The 24,192-nt window shown below is 28.3% G+C and carries 26 protein-coding genes and 1 tRNA gene; 26 read left to right on the top strand and 1 reads right to left on the bottom strand.

Annotation, left to right across the window (positions count from 1 at the left end):
• Nucleotides 1–6: 6 nt before the first annotated feature.
• The 13 genes from pstB (at nt 7) to G9F70_RS14845 (ending at nt 12,248) form a co-directional block, all read left to right on the top strand.
• Nucleotides 7–759 (top strand): phosphate ABC transporter ATP-binding protein PstB, encoded by a 753-nt coding sequence (pstB, locus tag G9F70_RS14905; RefSeq protein ID WP_164943728.1) that lies wholly within the window; start codon nt 7–9, stop codon nt 757–759.
• 23 nt (nt 760–782) lie between these two features.
• Nucleotides 783–1,439: a phosphate signaling complex protein PhoU gene (gene phoU / locus G9F70_RS14900; RefSeq protein ID WP_164943727.1), complete on the top strand. Its 657-nt coding sequence runs from the start codon at nt 783–785 to the stop codon at nt 1,437–1,439.
• 167 nt (nt 1,440–1,606) lie between these two features.
• Nucleotides 1,607–2,431, top strand: coding sequence for a substrate-binding domain-containing protein (locus G9F70_RS14895; protein WP_164943726.1), 825 nt, complete (start codon nt 1,607–1,609; stop codon nt 2,429–2,431).
• Between the two features lie 328 nt (nt 2,432–2,759).
• Nucleotides 2,760–4,097 (top strand): DUF512 domain-containing protein, encoded by a 1,338-nt coding sequence (locus G9F70_RS14890; protein ID WP_164943725.1) that lies wholly within the window; start codon nt 2,760–2,762, stop codon nt 4,095–4,097.
• Nucleotides 4,097–5,413 carry a ribosome biogenesis GTPase Der gene (gene der / locus G9F70_RS14885; RefSeq protein WP_164943724.1) on the top strand — a complete coding sequence of 439 codons (1,317 nt, stop codon included), beginning with the start codon at nt 4,097–4,099 and terminating at the stop codon, nt 5,411–5,413. Before G9F70_RS14890 ends, der begins: the two co-directional genes overlap by 1 nt.
• Before the next feature lies 1 nt (nt 5,414).
• Nucleotides 5,415–6,407 carry an NAD(P)H-dependent glycerol-3-phosphate dehydrogenase gene (locus tag G9F70_RS14880; RefSeq protein WP_164943723.1) on the top strand — a complete coding sequence of 331 codons (993 nt, stop codon included), beginning with the start codon at nt 5,415–5,417 and terminating at the stop codon, nt 6,405–6,407.
• A 155-nt stretch (nt 6,408–6,562) separates the two neighbouring features.
• Nucleotides 6,563–8,041: a stage IV sporulation protein A gene (spoIVA, locus tag G9F70_RS14875; RefSeq protein WP_164943722.1), complete on the top strand. Its 1,479-nt coding sequence runs from the start codon at nt 6,563–6,565 to the stop codon at nt 8,039–8,041.
• A 112-nt stretch (nt 8,042–8,153) separates the two neighbouring features.
• Nucleotides 8,154–8,229, top strand: a tRNA-Pro gene (locus G9F70_RS14870).
• A gap of 134 nt (nt 8,230–8,363) precedes the next feature.
• A complete protein-coding gene (locus tag G9F70_RS14865; protein ID WP_164943721.1) occupies nt 8,364–9,320 on the top strand; it encodes a tyrosine-type recombinase/integrase in 957 nt (318 codons plus the stop codon).
• 832 nt (nt 9,321–10,152) lie between these two features.
• Nucleotides 10,153–10,572, top strand: a complete 420-nt coding sequence (locus G9F70_RS14860; RefSeq protein ID WP_164943720.1) for a hypothetical protein — start codon at nt 10,153–10,155, stop codon at nt 10,570–10,572.
• A gap of 622 nt (nt 10,573–11,194) precedes the next feature.
• Nucleotides 11,195–11,509: a hypothetical protein gene (locus tag G9F70_RS14855; RefSeq protein WP_164943719.1), complete on the top strand. Its 315-nt coding sequence runs from the start codon at nt 11,195–11,197 to the stop codon at nt 11,507–11,509.
• A gap of 26 nt (nt 11,510–11,535) precedes the next feature.
• Entirely contained in the window at nt 11,536–11,823 is a 288-nt protein-coding gene (locus tag G9F70_RS14850) for a hypothetical protein (RefSeq protein ID WP_164943718.1), read from the top strand.
• A gap of 35 nt (nt 11,824–11,858) precedes the next feature.
• Nucleotides 11,859–12,248: a hypothetical protein gene (locus G9F70_RS14845; RefSeq protein ID WP_164943717.1), complete on the top strand. Its 390-nt coding sequence runs from the start codon at nt 11,859–11,861 to the stop codon at nt 12,246–12,248.
• 24 nt (nt 12,249–12,272) lie between these two features.
• Here the strand turns inward: G9F70_RS14845 and G9F70_RS14840 are convergent, their stop codons facing one another.
• Entirely contained in the window at nt 12,273–12,476 is a 204-nt protein-coding gene (locus G9F70_RS14840; RefSeq protein ID WP_164943716.1) for a helix-turn-helix domain-containing protein, read from the bottom strand.
• Nucleotides 12,477–12,701: 225 nt separating this feature from the next.
• Between G9F70_RS14840 and G9F70_RS14835 the strand changes: the two genes are divergently transcribed.
• From G9F70_RS14835 to G9F70_RS14775, 13 genes are all read left to right on the top strand, one after another.
• Nucleotides 12,702–13,469: a hypothetical protein gene (locus G9F70_RS14835; RefSeq protein WP_164943715.1), complete on the top strand. Its 768-nt coding sequence runs from the start codon at nt 12,702–12,704 to the stop codon at nt 13,467–13,469.
• Nucleotides 13,470–13,495: 26 nt separating this feature from the next.
• The gene (locus tag G9F70_RS14830) at nt 13,496–13,795 is read left to right on the top strand and encodes a hypothetical protein (protein WP_164943714.1); all 300 of its coding nucleotides are present in this window, start codon (nt 13,496–13,498) and stop codon (nt 13,793–13,795) included.
• 251 nt (nt 13,796–14,046) lie between these two features.
• Entirely contained in the window at nt 14,047–14,397 is a 351-nt protein-coding gene (locus tag G9F70_RS14825) for a hypothetical protein (RefSeq protein WP_164943713.1), read from the top strand.
• Nucleotides 14,398–14,472: 75 nt separating this feature from the next.
• A complete protein-coding gene (locus G9F70_RS14820) occupies nt 14,473–15,399 on the top strand; it encodes a type II toxin-antitoxin system PemK/MazF family toxin (RefSeq protein ID WP_164943712.1) in 927 nt (308 codons plus the stop codon).
• A gap of 67 nt (nt 15,400–15,466) precedes the next feature.
• On the top strand, nt 15,467–15,619 hold the full coding sequence (locus tag G9F70_RS14815; RefSeq protein ID WP_164943711.1) for a hypothetical protein: 153 nt from the start codon (nt 15,467–15,469) through the stop codon (nt 15,617–15,619).
• Nucleotides 15,620–15,643: 24 nt separating this feature from the next.
• The gene (locus G9F70_RS14810) at nt 15,644–15,919 is read left to right on the top strand and encodes a hypothetical protein (RefSeq protein ID WP_224617593.1); all 276 of its coding nucleotides are present in this window, start codon (nt 15,644–15,646) and stop codon (nt 15,917–15,919) included.
• Nucleotides 15,920–16,392: 473 nt separating this feature from the next.
• Nucleotides 16,393–19,668, top strand: coding sequence for a hypothetical protein (locus G9F70_RS14805; protein ID WP_164943710.1), 3,276 nt, complete (start codon nt 16,393–16,395; stop codon nt 19,666–19,668).
• Nucleotides 19,669–19,793: 125 nt separating this feature from the next.
• Nucleotides 19,794–19,997 carry a DUF5659 domain-containing protein gene (locus tag G9F70_RS14800; RefSeq protein ID WP_164943709.1) on the top strand — a complete coding sequence of 68 codons (204 nt, stop codon included), beginning with the start codon at nt 19,794–19,796 and terminating at the stop codon, nt 19,995–19,997.
• A 36-nt stretch (nt 19,998–20,033) separates the two neighbouring features.
• Nucleotides 20,034–21,689 carry a DEAD/DEAH box helicase family protein gene (locus G9F70_RS14795; RefSeq protein ID WP_164943708.1) on the top strand — a complete coding sequence of 552 codons (1,656 nt, stop codon included), beginning with the start codon at nt 20,034–20,036 and terminating at the stop codon, nt 21,687–21,689.
• A gap of 631 nt (nt 21,690–22,320) precedes the next feature.
• Nucleotides 22,321–22,998, top strand: coding sequence for a hypothetical protein (locus tag G9F70_RS14790; RefSeq protein ID WP_164943707.1), 678 nt, complete (start codon nt 22,321–22,323; stop codon nt 22,996–22,998).
• A 1-nt stretch (nt 22,999) separates the two neighbouring features.
• Complete coding sequence (locus tag G9F70_RS14785; protein WP_164943706.1) at nt 23,000–23,146, top strand: hypothetical protein; 147 nt, start codon at nt 23,000–23,002, stop codon at nt 23,144–23,146.
• Nucleotides 23,146–23,622 (top strand): hypothetical protein, encoded by a 477-nt coding sequence (locus G9F70_RS14780; RefSeq protein ID WP_164943705.1) that lies wholly within the window; start codon nt 23,146–23,148, stop codon nt 23,620–23,622. The genes G9F70_RS14785 and G9F70_RS14780 overlap by 1 nt, the downstream gene beginning before the upstream one ends.
• On the top strand, nt 23,606–23,797 hold the full coding sequence (locus G9F70_RS14775) for a hypothetical protein (protein ID WP_164943704.1): 192 nt from the start codon (nt 23,606–23,608) through the stop codon (nt 23,795–23,797). The genes G9F70_RS14780 and G9F70_RS14775 overlap by 17 nt, the downstream gene beginning before the upstream one ends.
• The last annotated feature ends 395 nt before the right edge of the window (nt 23,798–24,192 follow it).

Here is a 24,192-nt window from a genome sequence, read left to right as displayed (position 1 = left end):
ACCAACATGGGAATAGTTATAGCAAAGAATTTAAATCTATATTATGGAAATGTTCAAGCGCTTAAAAATGTAAGTATTGATATAGAGAAAAATTCAGTTACTGCACTTATAGGACCATCAGGTTGTGGTAAGTCAACATTTTTACGTACTATTAACAGAATGAATGATTTAATAGATTCTGTTAAAATAGATGGAGAAGTTTTATACGAAAATAAAAACATATACAGCTCGGATTATGATGTTATAGATTTAAGGAAAAAAATAGGAATGGTATTTCAAAAGCCTAATCCTTTCCCTATGTCAATATACGATAATATAGCTTATGGCCCTAAAATTCACGGCCTAACTAATAAAAAAGAACTTGATGAAATTGTAGAGGATAGTTTAAAGGGGGCTGCCCTTTGGAATGAAGTAAAAGACCGGCTTAAAAAGAGTGCACTAGGGTTATCTGGTGGACAGCAACAACGTTTATGTATAGCTAGAACTTTGGCTGTACAACCTGAAGTTTTATTAATGGATGAGCCCACTTCTGCTTTAGACCCTATTTCCACATTAAAGGTTGAAGAATTAATGGATGTGCTTAAAAAAAAGTATACAGTTATAATTGTTACTCATAATATGCAGCAAGCAGGTAGAATTTCTGATTATACCGCATTTTTTCTCAATGGAGAAATAGTTGAGAATGGTAAAACAGAAAATATATTTTATAAACCTCAAGATAAAAGAACAGAGGATTATATTACAGGAAGATTTGGTTAAAATATAAGAAGGAAGGTGATAATATGGCAAGAAAAGTATTTGAAGCTAGTCTTGAAGAGCTTCATAATGATTTAATTAGAATGGGAAGTATGGTGGAAAAACAAATTCATGACTGCATCGAGGCCTTAGTTACTCAAAACGTTGAAAAGGCTGAAAGAATAATGATCAATGATGACATAGTTGATGCACTGGAACGAGAAATAGAAGACAAGGCAATAAGATTAATTGCCATGCAGCAACCTTTAGCAATAGATTTAAGAAATATTTTTACCACAACAAAAATAGTAACAGACCTTGAGAGAATGGCGGATTATGCTGTGGACGTTGCTAAAATAACCGTAAGATTAAAAGATGAAGAGTATATAAAAGAGTTAATAGATATACCTAGAATGGCTGAGATAGTAATACTTATGATAAAGGACTCCTTAGATGCTTATGTGGCAGGAGATGTTGAAAAGGCATATGAAGTTTGCAAACGAGACGATCAAGTAGACGATATTTATAAAGAAGTATTTGCAGAACTTCTACAATTAATGTTTAAAAATCAAGAGACAGTAACTCAAGCTACGCAGTTTTTATTTATTTGTAAGTGGCTAGAAAGAATTGCTGATCATACTACAAACATATGTGAATGGACAATTTATTTAGTTACTGGAGAAAAAGTTAATTTAAACGAATAGTTTTTACGTGAAATACAAAAGCTACAATTATAATAAATATGAAAACATAGTTAACCATATAAATACGGCGTTAGTCATATAAATATGGCATTAGCCATATAAATATGGCATTAGCCATATAAATATGGTTAGCTATATATTTAAAATTTTGTAGTGGAGTAGTGATTATGAAGAAAAAAAGATTAAAAACACTTTGGCTAATCTTTAGCATTACAATTGCGATGTTAGGTGTAGGATGCAAAAAAGATGCAGAAACCAAAGACCAGAAGCCTAAGAACATTAGAATAATTTGTGAGGACACAGTTTTTCCCATGGTAAATGATTTAGTAAGGGATTATAATTTAAATAATGACCCTGTAGTTACTGTGGAATCCGTTGACAGAGAAAGTGCTTTTAATAAACTGAAAAATTCTAAAGTGGATATATTAATTGGATATGTTCAGTCAGACAATAAGGAAATTGATTCTGAGATGCTAGCTTATGATGGTATTGGCATTATTGTTAACGCCAGTAATAAAGTAAATAGTATTGGAACTTCTGACTTGAAAAAAATATATACCGGAAATATAGTAAACTGGGAAAAGTTAAAGGGTGAATCAAAAACAATAGTCCCTGTAGCTTTTAAAAATATTATGAATTCAGTTCAGTATGAATTTGATATAAAAATAATGGATACTCCTGTAAAAGAACAAATGAGTAGTAATATGCAGTATGTAGGAAGTATAGAAGAAATGAAAAATTTTGTTGCTCAGAATAAAAATGCTATAGGTTTTATGCCTGGACAGTGGTATAATAAAGAGAGTGTGTTTTTAAAATTAAATGGTATTGACATTACGACCTCAAATTTAAAGAATAAACTGTATTCTTTAAGATTTCCAATACAAATGTGTTACTCCAAAGAAAAAAAAGATAGTCTAAAGGAGCTTTTTCAGTATTTTAAAAGTGAAGATTGTAAAAAGATTATAAGAAAATATTGCATAGAAGCATTTTAGTACCTCCTTCTTAGGAGGTATTTTTATTCTGTAGTAAATTATTTATTAATCACAAGTTTTCTAGTAGGAGTACGTGAAAAAGCGCAAAATTTGCGATATATGCACTTTTTCTTCTTTTAAAGACTAATAACGTTGACTTAAATATTGAATTCATGTAATATAACTTAATGGAATGCTATAATTTATTATTAAACTAATTGGTTATTATAAATTAAATATTAAATATTTAGTACTATATATTAAAAAAAAATATTTAAATTTAGTATAATATTTCTAATTCCTCATAAAGCCTTTTACATGAAAGGTCATTGTTAAACAGGAGGTAAAAATGAAAAATCAGATATCTAAGATACTTCCAGGAAGTATTGCAGAAGAAATTGAGTTAGAAGTGGGAGATAGATTAATTAGTATAAATGGCAATGCTGTAATAGATATTATAGATTACAAATTTTTAATTACAGATGAACTTATATCAATTGAGATTGAAAAGGCTGACGGTGAGGTTTGGGAGATTGAAGTTGAAAAGGAATATGATGAAGATTTAGGAATCCAATTTGTTGATGCCATTTTGGATAAGCCAAAGAGTTGTCATAATAAATGTATATTCTGTTTTATTGATCAATTGCCAGAAGGAATGAGAGAAACACTTTATTTTAAGGATGATGATTCAAGGTTATCGTTTTTCCAAGGTAATTTTGTAACCTTAACCAATATGAAGGAAGAAGACATCGAAAGAATAATTCGATATAAGATAAGTCCTATTAATGTGTCAGTTCACACTACTGATGCAGAGCTTAGGAAGATAATGTTAAACAATAAATTTGCTGGAGATGTTTATGATAGGTTAAAGAGGCTGGCTGAAGCTTCCATTAAAATCAATTGTCAAGTGGTTTCGTGTCCTGGCATTAATAATGGACCTGAACTTATAAAAACAATTGAAGATTTATATAAACTTTATCCAAGCATTGAAAATTTAGCGGTTGTACCCGTTGGGATAACTAAGTATAGAGAAGGCTTATTTAATTTGACTTTGTATGATAAAAATACTGCAAGGCAAGAAATTGAATGCGTAAAGGAATTACAAGAAAAATACATTAATGAAATCGGATCGCCTTTTGTAAGGTTGTCAGATGAATTTTACGTTACAGCAGGTATTGATGTTCCAGAGGAAGATTTCTATGATGGTTATGATCAGTTAGAAGATGGAATTGGCATGATAAGGATGCTTAGAAACGTTATTGATGAAGATGTAGCAGACCTTGAGCTAAATCATAGTGGAAAATTCACCTTTATAACAGGGCAATCAGCCTATGCAGAAATACTAAAGGTAGCTGAGAAAATCACTACAACTAATAACAAAATTAATATTAATGTTAAAAAAATAGTAAATCATTTTTTTGGAGAAACTATTACAGTAGCAGGTCTTTTAACGGGAAAAGATATAATTAATCAGCTAAAGGACGAAAAACTAGGGGATTATATAATAATTCCTAGCAATATGTTAAAAAGTGGATATGAATTAGGAGATTACGATCAGCAAATATTCTTAGATAATATTACTGTAAGTGATTTAGAAAAAAGTTTAAATATAAAAGTTTTAATATGTGATTATTCAGGAGAAGATTTAATCCATATAATAAACCAAAATAGTCGGGAGGCAGAATAATGGCAAAACCAATAGTAGCAATAGTAGGAAGGCCTAATGTAGGTAAATCTACCTTATTTAATAAGTTAGCAGGTAAAAGAATATCAATAGTTGATGATAGACCAGGTGTAACAAGAGACAGAGTGTATGCAGATGCAGATTGGCTTAGACACAATTTCACACTAATTGATACAGGTGGTATTGAAATTGAAAGTCAAGATATTATTTTAGCACAAATGAGAAGACAGGCACAAATAGCTATAGAAACATCAGATGTTATAATATTTATTGTAGACGGTAAGCAGGGCCTTACAGGTGCAGATTATGAAGTTGCTCAAATGCTTAGACAAAGCAAAAAACCAATAGTATTGGTTGTAAATAAAATAGATCATCTTCAACTAGAAGCAAATGCCTTTGAATTCTATAATTTAGGTATAGGCACACCCTTTGCTATTTCTGCAACTCAAGCACTTGGACTTGGAGATATGTTAGATGAGGTAGTAGCGCATTTTGATAGTATATATTCACAAACAGAAGATGAAGAATATATTCAAGTTGCAGTGGTAGGTAAGCCAAATGTTGGTAAATCATCATTGATAAATAGAATGCTTGGAGAAGAAAGAAATATAGTAACTGAAATCGCAGGTACAACTAGAGATGCAATTGATAGTAAAATTGAAACGCAGGAAGGAAAATTTGTTCTTATAGATACTGCAGGAATAAGAAGAAAAAGCAAAGTAGAAGAAGGAATTGAAAGATATAGTGTTATTAGATCCTTAGCGGCAGTGGAGAGAGCTGATGTAGTTATACTTATGTTAACTGCTACAGAGGAATTAAGTGATCAAGATGAGAAAATTATAGGGTATGCTCATGAGATGAAAAAAGCTATTTTAGTTATAGTAAATAAATGGGATCTTATTGAAAAAGATGATAAAACTATGCTAGAGTATAAAAAGAGAATACAAGCAGGGTTAAACTTTATGGCATATGCACCATATTTATTTATATCTGCAAAAACAGGCCAAAGAGTGCATAAGGTACTTTCAACAATAAAAGAATGCTATGAAAATTATTCAAAAAGAATTTCTACAGGCATACTTAATGAGGTTGTAAATAAGGCTGTATTAATGAAAGAACCTCCAACAGTAGCAAATAAGAGATTAAAAATATTCTATGTTACTCAAGTAGCTTCTAAACCACCAACATTTGTGTTCTTTGTAAATAATGAAAATTTACTGCATTTCTCTTATGAAAGATATTTAGAAAATCAATTGAGAAATAGCTTTGAATTTTTGGGAACAGGTATAAAGCTTATATTTAGGGAAAGGAAGGAATAGAATGTTAAAAGTTGCTTTTTTAGGTGGTGGTAGTTTCGGCAGCGCATTGTCTATAATGCTTGCCAAAAAAGGAATTAATGTTAACATATGGGACAGAAAAATTAGTGTTATTGATGATATTAACATCAAAAGAGAAAACGTTAAATATTTACCCAAGGTTATCGTGCCAGCAGGAGTAACAGCATTCATTGATATAGAAAAGGCTATATGTGATAGCGACATAATTGTGTTATCAGTTCCATCCCATGCAATAAGAGAATTAAGTGTGATGATAGCACCACACTTAAAACAAAATCAAATTGTGGTTAGCATTGCAAAAGGAATCGAAGAACATTCATCAAAAAGAATTTCACAGGTTATAGAAGAAGAGATTCCGAGTAACCCTATAGTAATACTTTCAGGTCCTAGTCATGCAGAAGAGGTTGCCTTAGAGATACCTACAACAGTAGTAGTTACTTCTAAAAAAATGGAGTATGCAAAGATAGTTCAAGATGTATTTATGACCAGTAAATTTAGAGTTTACACTAATGAAGACATTATTGGAGTAGAAATAGGTGGAGCAGTTAAAAACATTATTGCACTAGCAGCAGGCGTGTCAGATGGAATAGGTTACGGCGATAATTCTAAGGCTGCACTTATGACAAGAGGAATGAGTGAAATTATAAAAATAGGCACTGTGCTTGGCGGTAAAACTGAAACTTTCTATGGATTAACAGGTATGGGCGATCTTATCGTAACTTGCACTAGTATGCATAGTAGGAATAGAAGAGCCGGTATTTTAATTGGAAAGGGTGTTCCAATGGAGAAAGCTTGCGAGGAAATAGGAATGGTGGTTGAAGGTATAAAAGCCACAAGAGCCTTTTATGAACTTAAAGAAAAAGCGCAAGTTTCTATGCCTATTACAGATGTGCTTTACAAAGTACTATTTGAAGGTAAAGACCCTAAAGATGGAGTACATGAACTTATGTCAAGAAATAAAAAAGATGAGGTTTAACCACATTTTATAAAGTGACTAATATTAAAACCCAGTTTTTCATTAAGAAGTTAATGAAAAACTGGGTTTTTTATATATTTTTAATCTGTAGTAATAATTTATTGTTATATAAAATATATTTATAATGGTAATAATAATTATTGGGAGGGTATATCTTGGATAATTTTGATATATACAAAGATATAGCAGAGAGAACGCAAGGGGATATTTATGTAGGTGTTGTAGGTCCAGTAAGAACTGGAAAATCAACATTTATAAAAAGATTTATGGAGCTTATGGTAATTCCTAGAATAGACAATCCTCATAAAAAAGAAAGAGCAAAAGATGAACTTCCTCAAAGTGGCTCAGGAAAATCAATTCATACCACTGAACCTAAATTTGTACCCAACGAAGCAGTTGAAATTGATTTTGACGGTGGTACTAAACTCAAAGTTAGAATGGTTGATTGTGTTGGATATATTGTTAAAGGAGCGCTAGGATATGAAGAAGGGGAGACACCTAAAATGGTTACAACTCCTTGGTACGACTATGAGATTCCATTTGAGGAAGCGGCAGAGCTTGGAACAAAAAAAGTAATAAATGAGCATTCAACTATTGGTCTTTTAATTACTACAGATGGTTCTATTACAGGTATAGAAAGAGAAGAATATTTAGAAGCTGAAAAAAGAGTAGTTGATGAACTTAAAGCCATTAATAAACCTTTCATAGTGGTGTTAAATTCTAAAAATGCAGCTGCTCCTGAAACAGAATCTTTAGCAAGGGAATTGGAAGAAAAATACGATGTTCCAGTTCAAGTTATGGATGTACTAAATATGAAAGAAGAGGATATAGCTAATATATTCCAAAGAATTCTTAGAGAATTCCCAGTTAAAGAAATTAACATAGATATGCCTGAATGGATTGAAAACTTAAGTTCTAAGCATTGGGTGAAAATTAATTTTATGAAGTTCTTAAAAGATATGTGCAAGGATATTTTTAAAGTTAGGGATATAAATAAATCTCTACTCAGTTTTAAGGAGGTCGACTTTTTAGACTCTGCAAGACTTGATGAAATGAATATGGGAGAAGGCACGGCTAGAGTTAATATAATTCCCAAACATGAATTATTTTACAAAATACTAGGTGAAACTTGTGATTGCGAAATAAAAGGTGAAAATGATTTATTAACATTAATGGGGGAATTCTCTAAAGCAAAAGTGGAATATGATAAAATTGCAGATGCACTAAGAGATGTTAAAGAAAAAGGATATGGCCTAGTGGCACCACAGCTTTCAGAAATGACCTTAGAAGAACCTGAGATAGTACAGCATGGTGGTAGATATGGAGTTAAATTAAAGGCTTCAGCGCCTTCGCTTCACTTTATTAAGGCTAATATAACCACAGAAGTATCTCCTATTATGGGTACAGAAAAGCAAAGTGAAGAATTCTATAATTCAATCCTAGAACAGTTTGAGAACGATAAATCTCAAATTTGGCAGAGTAATATGTTTGGTAAATCTTTAGAAGTATTGGTTAAAGAAGGCCTTCAAAATAAATTATTTAAGATGCCTGATGATGTTCAAATAAAAATTCAAAAGACTCTACAAAGAATTATAAATGAAGGTAATGGAAGTTTGATATGTATTATACTATAATAATATTTTTTATTATTTAGTAGTTTTGAGTTATAGGGAACATTTCTTATAACTCAAAACTAAATTTAATCTTGAATCAATCTAAAATTTCATGCTATAATAAAGTTGATAACTGGGTGTAGCGCAGTTGGTAGCGCGCATGAATGGGGTTCATGAGGTCGCAAGTTCGACTCTTGTCACTCAGACCAAACGTAGATATATCAACGGTTTCAAGGTGTTTTAAACTGTTAATCTCATAAAATAGACCACATGATTAAATTTCTTAGGAGATTTTAATTAGGTGGTCTATTTTGTTTTTTTGTTGTGCTAGGAGGGTATATAAATGAGAAAAGAATTAAAAATTAAACCTTTATCCAAAAAAACTTTAAAAGACGCATTTAAGGAATTTATATTACACTGTAGAGTTAAAAATCTTGCAGATGCAACACTGACTTTTTACGAGGAATCTTATAATCGGTTTACTAAATTTTATGATGATGATAATTTGGTAAAGGATATTACAAAGCAAACAGTAGATTATTTTATATTAAATCTTAGAAATACAGAACTAGAAAGCTCTATATCTTTTAATACTGCAATAAATGGTGTAAGGGTAATGTTATATTACTTTATGAAAATGGGTTACTTAGAAGACTTTAAAATCCCATCTATGAAGCAAGAAAAGAAAATTAAAGAAACCTATACAGAACAGGAAATAAAAATATTACTTGTAAAGCCCGATTTAAATGAATCAGAGTTTGTTAATTTTAGAGATTGGACTGTTATCAATACACTTTTAGCCACGGGGATGAGAGTTAGAACATTAATCAATTTAAAAATATGTGATGTTGATTTAAAGAATCAATTGTTGCATTATACTACAACTAAAAATAGATATCATCAAATAGTGCCAGTTTCACGAACTCTTGTAAATGTACTGAAAGAATATATTGATATTAGAAATGCAGATGAAGAAGATTGGTTATTTTGCAGTAGATATGGTGATAAGCTTACAAATAACGCAATTCAACATAGTCTAATAAAATACAATAATAGACGTGGGGTAATGCGAACAGGAATACATTTATGGCGACATACTTTTGCCAAAATTTGGATTATAAATGGCAAAGGAGACCCATTTAGATTACAGCAAATTTTAGGTCATGCAGATTTATCTACAGTAAAAGAATATATGGATTTATTTCTGGTGGATTTACAAAAGGACTTTGATTTAATTAACCCATTAGAACTTATGCAACCTACAACAAATAAAGGGAAATACGTAAAGATAAAAAAATAAAGGCTACGAAGTTCATACCTTCAAGCCTTTTGAAAAATTGAATATAAATTAATAGATTCTTGTTAAAACCTATTTACCCTCATATAAAGTTTATCAAAGAAAATAAGGTTTTGCAAGGTTTATTTCCTATGCCAAAATTTAAGGTATAGGTTACTTGTGTAGGCACTCTAGCAAGTCTAAATAATTAGAGTAGGATAACTGTGTCCGATGCTATAAAGTACAGTGGGAGTTGTAATGCTTGAGCCTATTTGTGTTCTACGACCTTAGCAGGGTATAAGTGTCCTGTTTAAATATTACTTAGGGTGGTTCGCTATTAGTCGCAAGACAAGGGTGTAATATAATCATGGACAAGCAGTTTATGAGTATGTATGGGAATAGAGTACATATAAAAGTATTATAACAAATAGGCTTTCGAGAGACTTCAACATCAACCAAATATTACGTTATCCTAATTTTTTAGGGTAACTACGTCGTGCTTAACATTCCCAAATATTAGAAGTTCAAGTTCGTAGTGTCAAGTAAATTCTTAAATTAAATCTAAATAATAAAACGTTGAAAACAAAGGGGTTTAACTCAAATATCGCTAAAGTCCATTTAAAATCAAATGTAATATGATTTCCTTATAGTTGTTCATTTAAGTGACAGAGATGCACAGAAGTGATATTTCATGACCAAGGCCATGGGTTTGTGAATATTTTAGAAAAGGTTAAAATTTAAATAAGAGTTAAATAAAATGAGGAGTGTAGAAAAGCAATATATTATTAGCATTGTTAATAATTTGGTAATATAGTAATATAATCTTATAATTTAATTTGAAATATGGGGGGATATCATGATAGATTTAGACAAATTAAAAAGTGGACAAGGCAGTATCGAAGAAGTTGAAGGTTACATTGAAGTTTTAAAGCAAGAAATTTATGCTTATTCTGATAGCAAAATGATGATGAGAATACCTGTTGGAAGATTAATGGGTATATGCAAATTGTATAAGCTCGATATAAATAACTATGTATCAGTTGCTTTTATTGAAAGAAGTTTAGAGGATAGAGCTGATCCTAAATATATACAAGACATGAATGAAAAAAGATACTATTTATATACAAATTCTATAAATGGAAGTGATTGTTTTTCAGAGACATTAAGGGAGCTGAAAGAAAAAGATTTGGATTATATTATTGGAAAAGCTTTTGATAAATATGGAGATGAATTGATCGATTGTATAGGTATTTATATTAAAGACTGGAAACATTAAAAATTGTAATGATATTCTAGTGCATAAGTGGCAGAGTGTAATAATGGAGCTGATAAGATATATGAGATAAAATTTAGATTTTAGATTATCAATAAAAATAACAATACTGCACCTAGGGGGATCCCAGTGCAGTATTGTTTTCTTTTCTTTAGTTATTTAAATAAAAATGAAGTATTTAAATTATACACTATTTTAAAAATTTTATACACTGTATCTATTAAAACAATTATAAAATGGTTCAAATTTAAGGCAATCACAAACAATTATTAAATACATATGTAATTTAATTAGTATATTATAACAAAAATTCAAATAAAAACTATAAATTATAATAAATATTGTTAATAATTGTAAATAATAAGAAGTTTTTTAGTTAAATTAAGATTGGAAGTATGATTTTGTATGGTCTAAAGATAATATAATCCAACATTATCAATAAAAAGTGCCCAAATGATGGATTTTTTTGATTAACTTAATAGTATTAAGAGTATTTATTAAACGTGGCAAATGAAAAATGGAGTAAAATGAAGCAAGAAGGAGGTGAATGCGTTTAAATTGACAAAAATACGTTTTTAATTTATACTATGTTTAGACAAAAAACAAAAGATATAGGAGTGATAAAATGATGGATAGGGTAATATTAGTTCCCGAAGATATACTAATAGAAGATATGTTAGATATTAGGATACATTTAGGTAAAGCTACTAAAGTTTTAAGTAAACTACATCAAGGAACTGATAAAAGGGATTATGCACATGCTTTAAGAAAATTAGATGCGATAATAGAAATACTAAATTGTTTAAATCAAAAAAAATTTAATGATGTTAGCAGTAAAGTGAATCTTTTAAATGCCAAATATAAAATTGATGAAATAAAAGAAAAAATTAGGGAATATGAAGAGAAATCAGATACACAAGAACAAAAAATAGCAGAATAATAACTAATGATGAGGTGGAATTATAAATGAAAATACGATTTATAGAGGAAGACAATCAAAACAATATTTTATGTGAAACTGATAAATTTGAAGGACTAAGTGCTGTACTCGTACCATTTACACAAATACACATAACTATGAAAAACGAGATATTGATATGTGAATATAGTGGTTATAATGTTTTGAGAGTGTTAGAAAATGAAATAGATATATTTGTAAACATAATTGATAGAGAGGAAATAAAATCAAAAATTGGTTTATATAAAATTGTAACACTAGAAAATGGAGAAATTAAAAAGGTTAAAATAGAATAAATAGTGACTAAAAAAGCAGACAGGAGAGAAATGTAATGGTAGGAAGTTTCGTTAAAAAATGTACAATAGTTGATACAATAAAAAGTATTGAATTAAATGAAAATTCAAAAGAGTTTACTTATAAATTAATTCACATACAAGGTATTGCAAAAGGAGCAGGTGCTGTATTGGATTCTATTTATGAAATTGAAGAAATTTCAGATGAAAAATTTGAACAATTAACTAAGACAATAGAATCGAAATTTAAAGAAAAACTTAAAAAAGTAGTTAAGGATATTCAGGAAGTAACTGGAATTGGAAATAAATTTTTCATACATAATATTAATAAAAATATTATAAATGTATTTGATTTAAGTTATGATGAATTTTTAGAGAATAATAAAATTTTAATATCTGAAGATCTAACAAAAATAATATATTATTAATAAACAAAAAGACTAGATTAATTTCTAGTCTTTAACTATTTTTAATATATCACATATATCACACTGTAATTCATCAGCGATTTTTTCTAATGTGTCAAACCTAATACTATTAGTTTCGCCCTTAATTAACTTAGAAAGATTATGTTGGCTTATACCTATATTTTTACTAAGGGCATATACGCTTATCTTTTTCTCTTCTAATATATCATTTATTTTAACTTTAATCACAGAAACACCTCCTAGATATAGTATACGTCAAGATGATGTATGTGTGCAAATAAATTTAGAAATATTTTGAAATATATGTTGACATACTGTATGTCTAGGTGTATTATTAAATTATGGAAAACAAACACAATCAAAACAAAGTTTTCTATAGTTGGAACTTATAGCTTATATAAAAATAATCCACTGAGGGTAGCGACCTTAAATAAATTGAAGGGGGTGGTAGAATTGAAAGAGTTAACATTAGGTGATTTAGATAAGTTAGATGTGATTGAAGTTACAGAGGATGAATTAGATAAAATAAAAAATTGGTGTTTAAAAAATAATGACTTAATAAATAGAAATGTGAATTTAATTAATATTATATTTAATAAAGGACTAATAAAAAGAAATGTAAGTAATAATATATACTTCATTATATACTTTGAGTTTGTAAATGAAAAATTGAGATTTTCTAATTATGCATATAACTCTATAGTAAGAGTAATTAAGCCTACTATTGGGGTAACGAAACCTATAATAACTTTAAAAAATGGCATAAAAATGATTCAAGATAAAATATTTATAACAGATTTAGAAGATACAGATATATCATTAAGTGAATTTTATCTTAGTCATTCAATAAGTTCAGATGAGCATTTGGAAGAAATTAACATTACTTTATGTAATTTTTTTTCAATATTGATATATTCTCAACTCAACCAAGAACAAGTTATAAGACAAACTAAAACTCACACACATAAAATTCAATCTAAAAAGGATAAAAGAGCTGGTAAAAAACCTAAAACTAAATTAATTAAACAAACAATAATTACATTAAATACAGATCATATACAACCTCCTACGGAAGAAGAGAAAAGAGAATATGAAAGACACACATTAGGTTGGACAGTTAGAGGGCATTGGAGAGAATACAAGAGTGGTAAAAAAGTATGGATTAAACCTCATATAAATGGGGATAAGGACAATGTAGAAGGAAAGGTTTACGAAGTTTAAAAAAGCAAATAATGGGGGAGAAAGTGATGGTAGAACTAAAAGGCTCAGAAAAACAAGTAAAATGGGCAAATGATATTAGAAATGAAAAATTAAAAGAATATATTAAAGAATTAGAATTTGAAACAAAGCTACAAGAAGGAACCATATTGAAAAGTGGTAGAAATAATAAAATGGCTATGCAAAATATTGAAATGTTAAAAGTAGCTCTAAATGTAATAGAAAATCTAGATGATAGTAATTACTTTATAAGGGTCAAAGATGATAGTGTAACAAGTATAGGTTTTACATTTAATTATGATAAAAGATTTAATAATTCTATTAAATAAAAAAAGAACCCAACACACCCGAAGGATAATGTTAAGTCCTAACTCGCACTTAGATTATAACATTAAATCCTTCTATAGTACAAGCATAGGAGGTCACAGAATGAGCGTTTATATAGTTATGGATTATATAACAGCATGTAAGAATAAAGGCTTAGAACCTAGTATAAGTGGATTAAAAAGACATAGAAAAATGTATTGGATAGATTAAAATGCTCTTAGAAAATTAAATAAAATTTAGGGGGAATATTAAAATGTGTAATAAAAATTTAACAACTAAAACTGGTGCAAATGGGGTTCAGAATATATTTAATTTTGGTCTGTGTGGGGGAACATATGGAGTAGGTTCAGAAAATGAAATATTAGAATTATGTAAAGATTTTTCAACTACGGTATATAGTGTAGACTTAGCCTCAATAAGAGATGTAGAAGAGTGGACAGGACAGACAGAAGAACATTGGACAGGGCTAATTTGTGTGCAAGAAGGCACCTACGAATGGTTAGACATGTTAGAAATAGAGCAAGCAATAGCAGAAGAATGTGGAGAAGAATTATCTACGACAGAAAGGTTAAGTTGCTTCATTGGATACAGGAAAATAAGTTAAAAAATAGTAATAATATATACGAGGTGGCATTGCTTGCTACCTCAAAAAAACAATTTTAAAGGTGGTAGAAATTAAGTGGGAAAATTAATAGTTAGAAGAGCAGATATTTTTATGGCAGAACTAGAAGGAAAAGGAGATTTGTTAAAAGGAAAACATCCTATTTTAGTTATAAGTTGTCAAGATAATAATAAATTTAGCAATCTAATTAATATAATACCACTTACCTCCACTATTAATACAGACAGTCATAACAATGTAATAATAGGTATGGAGTGCGGATTATTACACGAATCTAAATTACTTAGTAATCAAATTCAAACAATTAACAAGAATGACATTTTATTTAAGATAGGATTTATAAACCTAGAGAAGATGCAGGAGGTTCAAAAAGTATTACTTCAACAGTTAGGAATTAAGAATAGTTGGGGATGTTTAAAAATGTATCAAGTTTACGAACAAAAAAGAATGGAAATAAGAATGGCTAAATGTCAAGAGGATTATAAATTAATGGAGCAATTAGCAGAGGAATATTTAAAAAACCTGTATGAAATGGTTAGTATTACTCAAAGTCCAGAAATGGACATAGAATTAGAGTGGGTAAATTTCCACATAGCACTTGCAAAAAAGAAGAATGGATATATTCATGAAGCTTATAATGTGGCTAAAGAATCTTTAATGTTTAGCAAAACAAAAAATAGTGATTATGCTTACACTTGTTGGATGATTGGAAGTATATGTATGGAATTAACTGATAAATTTATACCGGAAGGAATTAAGATGTTTGAGGAATGTATCGAATTTTATGACAAGATAGGTGAAGAAAGATATAAAATATTATCTATATTCAATAAAGCTAAAATGTTAAAAGATATTCCAGAAATGCAAAGATGCATTGAAACTTATAAAAATACTAAATTTAAGATAATGCTATTTAATATAGGAGATACGGAAAAAGAGGAAATATTAATAACATTAAAATCTGAACTAGATAGTATGTTGTAAAGTAACTTAATAGATAGCGTGCCAGCTAAACTCTGGCATAGAATATTTATTGAGGAGGTCTTCAAATATGAAGATTTTAAAAAAGAAAAAGAGAATAATTTTGGCAGGAGTAGTTGCACTAACGATTAGTACAGTAATTGCAACAAATGTGTCTGGAGGTTTTACTGTAGGAAAAGCAACACAGACAGATGTTTGTAGTATTGATCCTCCAGGTCATTAATTCCATCCATATAAATTAAGAGGAGTGATTAATATAATTAAAATAAAACATCAAAAAGTAAATGAATATTATCAATACTTAAGAAAGGCATTTTCCAATACAAATCTTAGCGAAGAACAGAGAATATATATAAGTAAGAAAATGGATATAATAGAGGCTCTGGTCGGGTTATATGAGTACAACTATGAATTTGATGACGAGATCATGGAAGATTTAAAGCTGAAAAATAGACCTGTTTTTCCAGAAGAATTAGAAATGTTTTTAGATATACCTGAGTCGGCGAAACACCCAGTAGGGTAGAAATGCATCTCATTGTTTAACACGAGTCGCATTAACCGAGTTGTAAAAGTTAATATATTTTAGTCCAAAAAAGTAAAAAAACGTCACGATTCTAGGAATCATTGACAAAATAGGGTTGTGGTACTATAATTAAAATATGTATAAGACAAACACAAATACAGGGGAAATAAACCCTCTGTTATAAACGACGAATTTTATATTACATTGAAATATGTTCCTTGAAAATCAAATAAACACTAACTTTACTAGTAGAGATATATAATCTAAATAACTTATGACAATAGTATATCTCTATTCTGGACATTAATCAATAGATTTATTCAAATTTAAAATAAAAATTTTATTTACTCGCGATGGAGAATCCGTTGGATATATAAAATAATCTTATAAGGTGTTCGGCTTTCCAAGCCTTCGCACCACGTTTTGTGGAAAATCAATTATAAAATAATCAATTATGAAAGGATGGGATTAATGTGAAACAAATTAAAATATTAAAAATTAATCAATCAAATATTAAAAATAGTGAGGTTTACAATTTAACTGAAGAAAATATTGTAAAGGTGGGAACATATAACTTCTTAATAAAGTCATTAGAAACTTATAGAAAAAGTGAATTTGAAGATGATGAACAGGTTACGGAATTTATAAAAGTAATGTTACCTTATACAGAAAATGAAGCTAAAGAACAATGGAATAACGGAATAACATGGGAAGGAAGATTATACAAAGCATGGTTTGCTACAGTCGGTGGAATGAAACAAGAGGATAAGAATTCAAAATCTAAATGTGAAGTCATATTTATAAATACAGAAATTGAAGATTTTGCAGGATGGTTTGAAGATATTATAAGTTTAGGTAAATTTTCTAAGGTGGATAAAACTAAAGATATGTACGTAAACAAGAAAATATTATCAAGGTTTTCGCTTGCAACTTCGGAGTTGATTACAGAAATTGATATGCCTAATATTATAATATTACCTCAGGCACAACTAGAATGGAAAAGAACATATAAGACTGTAGAGCCTAAAGATGTTACATATACAACAGAAGGTGGTAAAGAAAAAACTGGGGTAGATTACGATTTAGTGGATTATAAATTTGATGGTAAATTAGATATATTTGACGGCGGTGGAATTGCGACACATAAAGTTATGGATTCTATAGGTCGTACCTTAGGACGAGACGATATTGATTTTGCAATTATAAGAGGTTTTGGAATAGCTATTAAAGGTATGGTTACTAGATTTAATATAATAGCTTATTTAGATATTGCACACGCCCAAATAGGCGACACAGATTATTGTAGAAAAGTAGATGGACATTTTGAATTATTAGATATGTATAAGCAATGGAACGTAGTTACAGATAACACGATTTTACTTAATGAGAGTATGGTTAAATTGGCAGATTTCTTTAAAAAAGAAGAAGGCAAAGAATATTATGGCATGAAAGAATACAATTCATTATTAGAAAAATGTAACAATGAAAAACATATGGATATATACAAATTATTAAATAAATTATACATAACTAAAGTAAACAAGAAGAATGAAGATATAAAGCAATATAGAAGAATGAATTATCAGCTAATGCAGGGGTTAGCAGTTACTACAAACGAATATAACACTTTAGCTGAACAGGACTTTAAACTATTTAAGAAAATATTAAAACCTTTTGAAAAAGGAACTGCTGAAAATGAATTTAAAATAAATGTAGATTACATAAACCTATTTTATAACCAATGTGCAGAAAGTGAAAATGACATAGAAGATTTAAAAGAAATTACAAATGTGGTAGATAAGAGCAATGTATTAATAAACATAAATCGAGAAAATGTGAAGCTAAGTTACGTTAAAAAGAACCTAGCAAAACTAATAGAGAAGAAAATAAGAGATATGGCACAGGGTAGAATTACATTAAAAGCTACTTATAATTACATAGCAATAGACCCAATTAGTTACTTAAACTATGCAATGACAAGGGAACAGGGAGAGAATGGACTTAATGCAGAAGAGTTTTATTGTAGTGCTATTCAAAATGGAGAAACACGTACTATATTCAGAAATCCATGCATGGCTTATTCAGAAATACATAATGTAATGTTTAAGAGAAATGCTTTTCTAGATAATTGGTTGTGTAGAAGTGAGGAAATTGTATATTTTAACGATAAGTCAGATATTTTAGGCCTTATGGGATCGGCAGATAAAGATGGGGACTCTACTACTATGGTAGATAATTCTATAGTTAGAAATGCTGTAATTGTACCTGCTGATTGCAAGTATTTTATATCTGAACAAGATGGTAAAAAAGAGAGATGTAAATTTAATGCTGAGGGGAGATTTCTAGCTACATACACACCTTCTGGAAACCTAATAGGTCAGGTAGCTATAATGGGTGCCAGTGTTAACAATAATAACCAATTACTACCAACATTCTATAGTAAGAGTGGTAAATTTTGGAATTGGGAACAAATAAAAAATAAAATAATAAAATGTGAAAAAATTGAAATTAAAGATAAAACAGAAGATGAACAGTTTGAAATAATTAAAGAATTTATAAGAGTTGAATTAATAGAAAAAGGAATATTAGATTATAGCAATAATCTTGACAATGAAATATTAAGAGAAAAAATAAAGCGAAATTTCTATGAGAATGAGAAGGATATATATTCTCTTTTATATGTTAGTAGCTTAGTTATAGATAGCCCTAAAACTATGAATTGTATAGACGTTAAAGCTTATACAAGGGTTATAAAAGATAAATATAAAAGAAAAGCAAATTTCTTGCAATATGCTAAAAGATTAGAGGATGTTGATACAACAAAATATGAGTATTCTTTAAATTCTACACTGGATAATTTTGGAGATAGAGTACAGGAAGAACTATTAAATGTTATTGCTAAGAGAAAGAAAGGTTTTAGTGACAAGGGTGAAGAATTACAAAAGCAACTAGTAAATACATTATATACAAAAGAAAATGCTATAAAATCTTGGGAAGAAACAACTGAAATGTATGATGATTATTTAATAGAAATTAATAAAATACAAAGTGATAGGGTTAAAGCTGATAAAGGAATTAAGACTAAAACTGCAATACATCATTTAGATAAGGAAAATATTTCGAGTAAATGGGAAGATATACAGTGGCAAAAAGATTTAAAAGATATTCAGCAAGGATATAAAATTAATAAATATAATTACTACAAGGCACTTGATAAAACAGATGCAGAATTCTTATTAAAAGCCAATACAATAATAGAAAATAACGACATTTATAGTGTTGCAATAGCTTTAAGTAAGATAGAAAAACTTACAGAAAGATTTATAATTAACTTTTTTATGTGTGCATTAATTGCAGTAGACCAAATAAACCCAAGCATTAAGTATAAATACATAAAAGATTCTGAAGGTAAAATTGAATATATGTATGATACTTATAAGAGAGAAGAAAAGCCTGTAAATTTATCAGATGCAGTTATTCAGAAATTAAAAACTAATGATCTAGTTAGATATAAGTTAGCAGCGGAAGTTAGATTTAAAAGTGCAGATACACGGTTAATAGAAAATATAGAAAATGGATTAGCTGAAAACGGCTACTATGATTTAGATATAACCAAATTAGAAACATTTCCAGAATTTAAAAAGAAAATAGAAGGCAAAACAAATGTAAAAGTTAAAGGATTTATGCTAAAGACGGATGGTAGTAAGCATATAACTAAAAATAATTTTGGAGTATGTATAGACTTATAAGGGCAACGGGGTTCTACCCCTTATGCCCACGTTTTGTGGAAAAACAATGTAAAAATTACAAACGGATTTAATTAAAAGATTATGGAGTTAACAGAGATTAGAAAATTATGAAAGGTGGCAATAACATGGAAAATAAAAAGTATTATGAGGTTAAAAAATTATATTTAGCAAATTCACTAAGTTACATAGGATTTAGATATTTTATATTCGACAAAGAAAATGACGAAAAAATATATAGCTTTGAAGATACATTAGAATTTAGAAAAGCTATAACAGGAATTACATTATTAAGAGATAAGTTTAATAAAAACCCAAATAAAGCAATTTAAGTTATGATAATAAATTAAGAGGATGGTGTTCTAATTATGAATAAATTAAAATTAAAATGGGTTATTGATGAAATTGGAGAAGATTATAAGAAATGGCGAAAAGGTGATATAGTAAAAATTCAAGCACAAACTGGAACAGGAAAAACATATTTCATAAAGAAAGTTTTAATTCCTCATATGAAAGACCATGAAAGATTATTGTACATATGCAACAGAACTAATTTAAAAAGACAATTAAAAGTAGACTTATTAGAACAGTTAAATAGACCTATTCCATACCTTAAGAGTGAAAAAGGTGAATACATATTATATAAGAATAACAAGATATTAGATGTTGATACCTTAGATAAAATAACAGAAATAGGAGATATAACAATTACTTCTTATCATGCTATTCAGAATGGCGAATTAGATAAGGATTATAAACTAAGCAAATACTATCAAACTAGTGAGTATGATTATATTATAATGGATGAATGTCATTACTTGTTAGCAGATGGTGGATTTAATGCTAAAGTGAGAATTGCATTTAATAAATTAATAATGAGTAAAAATCGTAATTCTATTAAAATACTCATAAGTGCAACTATGGAAGAATTGAAATATCCTATATTACATATGTGTGAGGGTTATTTAGGGAAACAACCTAAACTGTGGGAATACACAACTGGTGTAGATTATAGTTATGTCAATATAAAATATTTCACAGGAATAAAAGATATTATATCAACTATTAAAAATGATACAACTGATGAAAAATGGCTGATATTTGTTACAAAATTAAAAGATGCTACAGAAATACAAGAGGAGTTCGGGGAAGATATTTGCGCTATTGTAAAAGCTGGAGACAAAACAGAAGAACTCAATAATATAATATCTAATAGCAAATTTGAATGCAAAATTTTATGTGCAACAAAAGCAATGGATAATGGAATAAATTTAAATGACGATAAGTTAACTAATATAGTTATAATGTCTTGGGATAGAATAACTTTTATGCAAATGTTGGGTAGAAAAAGAATTGATATTAATGATGCTCAAGAAGTAAATTTATATATACCTACAAGATATAAAAAGTCATTCATAAATAAACTTAAAGATTGTACAGATAAACAGTTAGAAGTTGATCTATTTAAAGCAGATATTAACTTATTTAATAGAAAATATGATAATGATTTAAAAAAAATAGGAGAAATGCAAGACTTATTTTATAGAGATAATATGACTAAAGAATGGGGATTAAATTTAATAGGAAATAGAAGATTGCAGTTAGATATTAAAGCATTTGAAAACACTATATTAGAATTTGATACTTGTGGTAAATTTGCTTTTGTATTGGAGCAGTTACATTGGTTAGAGTTAACAGGAAGTTTTGATAAGGCTAATTATATTGAAAATGTAATATCGAATGATGAAATCCAAAGTTTAGAAAAATATTTAGAAAGTATAGTAGGTCAAAGATTATATTCAGATGAACAACAAACAATATCAGATTTAATAATCAAAGAATTAATAACTGTTGCAGACGGAGTAGATTACAGAACTAAAAAACTTAAACCCTCTACATTGGAAAATATATTAAGAGTCCAATTAAATTTACATTATGCTGTTAGTACAACTAAAAGAGAAGATAAAGTAATTGATGGCAAGAGAATAAGTAAAAGTTATATAATTGTAAATAAGATAATATAAAACTCACCCACATGTTTTACTTTTTATCTAGTTATATAGATTATATAGTAAATGTAGTGGGTGAAACAACTAATATAAAATAGAAATAGAATGTAATATAGTATGATAGTATGAAAATATGAAAATATGAAAAATGAAAAAAATATGAAAAAGAAAAATATGAAAAATATCGAACACAGATTTCATTCGTTGGCGATAGCCATAAGAATTAAAGATGTGTCACCGTCTGTGAAGACTAGCCGATAGGCTACATAACATATCGTTAATACAACTGTAACAATATGTTACGAATATATAGTATTTTAATCTTATAGTTATATATTTATCATTACTATTATTTATAATTAATACAAAATTGTTCAAATAAATCGAATGGTAATTTTCATGTCACAGGGGTACAACTATACATATAACAAGAACAATATTTAACATGATATGGATACATAAATTATTATATGTCTTTTTTATTTACTCTTATTAGATTATATAGGGTGTTCGGGGTTCTACCCCTTCTCACCACTTTTTGTGGAAGTATAATAAATTTTTGAACGGTTGGATATAAAATTCTAATCGTTCTTTTTTATTATCTAAAATTAATAGTGGCGACACTTAAAAGAGCGAAGGAGAATGTATGAATAAATTAACAACTAAGCAATTAAAAATAAATTTACAGGAGATTGAAGCGGTAATTAATACACATGCAGAATGGGAAGAAGAATATTGGACTTATAAATTAGAATTAAATAACAATGAAATAATTATTAATATTTTTGATGATGAATATTTACAAGAGGCATTTGCAATAGGAGTAATTGAAGGTAAGACAGATGTATTAAATATTTGCAAAAGCATTATAAATAACATCTATGAAAATGAAATTAATAGCAGACAAAATTACATAAACAAAAATAAGTCATTCAATAATAGAAAAATTAAATCTATGGCTTTATGGCTGAGTAGAGAAAACATCGACAGAGTTAATAAGATTAATATGGAGCTTGTAGAGAGATACAATACAACAATTAAAGTTACAAATGAATTATCTACATATAAAAGTTATGTTAGAGATTTATATAATGTTTTAAATGTCCTTAGTCCAAATTGGAAGATAGAGGATATCAAGGATTATGTAATTAATAGATTGGAATATTTTAGTATTATTGATGTAGAAATTACTATTCAAAGTGACAAAATTATTGCAAATCATAAAGATAATATTTTTAGTGTTACTGTAGATAATTTTAGCAGAAAAGAAGATGTATTTATAGAATTGCATAATAAAGTAAAAGTATTAAATGAGGTGGCGTAATATGCTAAATTACTTAAAAAGAATAATTGAATTATTAGAGGAAATCAACTCAAAGTTAGATAAAACTAATAATATAACAATTGGTGTAAAAAGAAATCTGGCTAAATTAAATAGAGTAAGTATACCCAAATTTGGAGGTAGAAGATAATGGATAAAATAATGGAAGCTATAATAGAAATAAATACAAAAGGAAGTTTACAGGAGCAGGCTAAAAAATTATATAATGAGGAATGTATTTATAAATTAGCAATATCCCAATATAACAAACAAATAGAAAATAGGCAAATGGAAAAAACTTATGATGCTCAAGCAATAGGATATTTGACTTTGTTTAGAAATAAATATCAAATAAGACTGGATTTTATAAAAAAAGAAATGTGTTTATTAAATAGAAGAATTATAGATACATTAAATGTAATAGAGGAATTTGTGGATTGGAAAACATTTATCGAAGTATTTGAATTAATAGAATCTGCTGATGAAGACGATAACGAGGTAGACAGAGAAGAGGACTATTACAACAATTTAATTTTTAGTAGTAATTATATAGGACATGTTGTTAGAACTGGACTAATACAAAACGAAAAAATGGCGAAGGAGATGTTTAATGATGTTAATAATTAATATAATTTTAGCTATATTGCTTATTATAGTAATCTTTTTAAATGTAGGACAAATAATAGCAATAAAAAAAGACATAATAAAATTTAGTAAAAAAAGTAGTATATGGACTTTGGTAATTGTAATAATGTTTACATTTACTACACTTTTAACTGTTTTAGAAAGAATATTGCAATAGGGGTGGCGGATGGTATTTACCGTCAGCTTAACTTTGAGCTGGTTAAAATAATATATAATTTATTTTGTTAAATTAATTTAGAACATAATACACCAATATAAGTATATCATAAAATAATTTCATATGTCAATATAAATCTTTAAATAAATGTACTTAATAAAAGTGTATTTATTTAAAGATTTAATTATTTACAGAATATTAACAAAATAAACCCAGAAAGTGATAATAACAAATTAGGCAAAGAATTTTAAGTTAGCAATATGTATATATTTAAACCTCAATATACGGAGTGAAATATGTATATATATTGGTAATTTTAAAAATTGCACCAGTGATGTTACTGGATAATAAATAAATCGAACGGAATTAGCTTACCTTAATTTTAAGGTAAGTGA

Source organism: Clostridium sp. FP1 (assembly GCF_011065975.2).
Taxonomy (GTDB): Bacteria; Bacillota; Clostridia; order Clostridiales; family Clostridiaceae; genus Clostridium_AD; species Clostridium_AD tagluense.
Note: the sequence above shows the minus strand (reverse complement) of the source record. Positions and strands in the feature narration are given on the sequence as shown.

What these genes read in the sequence shown, in the direction of transcription:
- pstB (WP_164943728.1), top strand. Translation starts at nt 7, where the DNA reads ATGGGAATAGTTATAGCAAAGAATTTAAATCTATATTATGGAAATGTT.
- phoU (WP_164943727.1), top strand. Translation starts at nt 783, where the DNA reads ATGGCAAGAAAAGTATTTGAAGCTAGTCTTGAAGAGCTTCATAATGAT.
- G9F70_RS14895 (WP_164943726.1), top strand. Translation starts at nt 1,607, where the DNA reads ATGAAGAAAAAAAGATTAAAAACACTTTGGCTAATCTTTAGCATTACA.
- G9F70_RS14890 (WP_164943725.1), top strand. Translation starts at nt 2,760, where the DNA reads ATGAAAAATCAGATATCTAAGATACTTCCAGGAAGTATTGCAGAAGAA.
- der (WP_164943724.1), top strand. Translation starts at nt 4,097, where the DNA reads ATGGCAAAACCAATAGTAGCAATAGTAGGAAGGCCTAATGTAGGTAAA.
- G9F70_RS14880 (WP_164943723.1), top strand. Translation starts at nt 5,415, where the DNA reads ATGTTAAAAGTTGCTTTTTTAGGTGGTGGTAGTTTCGGCAGCGCATTG.
- G9F70_RS14865 (WP_164943721.1), top strand. Translation starts at nt 8,364, where the DNA reads ATGAGAAAAGAATTAAAAATTAAACCTTTATCCAAAAAAACTTTAAAA.
- G9F70_RS14860 (WP_164943720.1), top strand. Translation starts at nt 10,153, where the DNA reads ATGATAGATTTAGACAAATTAAAAAGTGGACAAGGCAGTATCGAAGAA.
- G9F70_RS14855 (WP_164943719.1), top strand. Translation starts at nt 11,195, where the DNA reads ATGATGGATAGGGTAATATTAGTTCCCGAAGATATACTAATAGAAGAT.
- G9F70_RS14850 (WP_164943718.1), top strand. Translation starts at nt 11,536, where the DNA reads ATGAAAATACGATTTATAGAGGAAGACAATCAAAACAATATTTTATGT.
- G9F70_RS14845 (WP_164943717.1), top strand. Translation starts at nt 11,859, where the DNA reads ATGGTAGGAAGTTTCGTTAAAAAATGTACAATAGTTGATACAATAAAA.
- G9F70_RS14830 (WP_164943714.1), top strand. Translation starts at nt 13,496, where the DNA reads ATGGTAGAACTAAAAGGCTCAGAAAAACAAGTAAAATGGGCAAATGAT.
- G9F70_RS14825 (WP_164943713.1), top strand. Translation starts at nt 14,047, where the DNA reads ATGTGTAATAAAAATTTAACAACTAAAACTGGTGCAAATGGGGTTCAG.
- G9F70_RS14815 (WP_164943711.1), top strand. Translation starts at nt 15,467, where the DNA reads ATGAAGATTTTAAAAAAGAAAAAGAGAATAATTTTGGCAGGAGTAGTT.
- G9F70_RS14800 (WP_164943709.1), top strand. Translation starts at nt 19,794, where the DNA reads ATGGAAAATAAAAAGTATTATGAGGTTAAAAAATTATATTTAGCAAAT.
- G9F70_RS14795 (WP_164943708.1), top strand. Translation starts at nt 20,034, where the DNA reads ATGAATAAATTAAAATTAAAATGGGTTATTGATGAAATTGGAGAAGAT.
- G9F70_RS14790 (WP_164943707.1), top strand. Translation starts at nt 22,321, where the DNA reads ATGAATAAATTAACAACTAAGCAATTAAAAATAAATTTACAGGAGATT.
- G9F70_RS14785 (WP_164943706.1), top strand. Translation starts at nt 23,000, where the DNA reads ATGCTAAATTACTTAAAAAGAATAATTGAATTATTAGAGGAAATCAAC.
- G9F70_RS14780 (WP_164943705.1), top strand. Translation starts at nt 23,146, where the DNA reads ATGGATAAAATAATGGAAGCTATAATAGAAATAAATACAAAAGGAAGT.
- G9F70_RS14775 (WP_164943704.1), top strand. Translation starts at nt 23,606, where the DNA reads ATGATGTTAATAATTAATATAATTTTAGCTATATTGCTTATTATAGTA.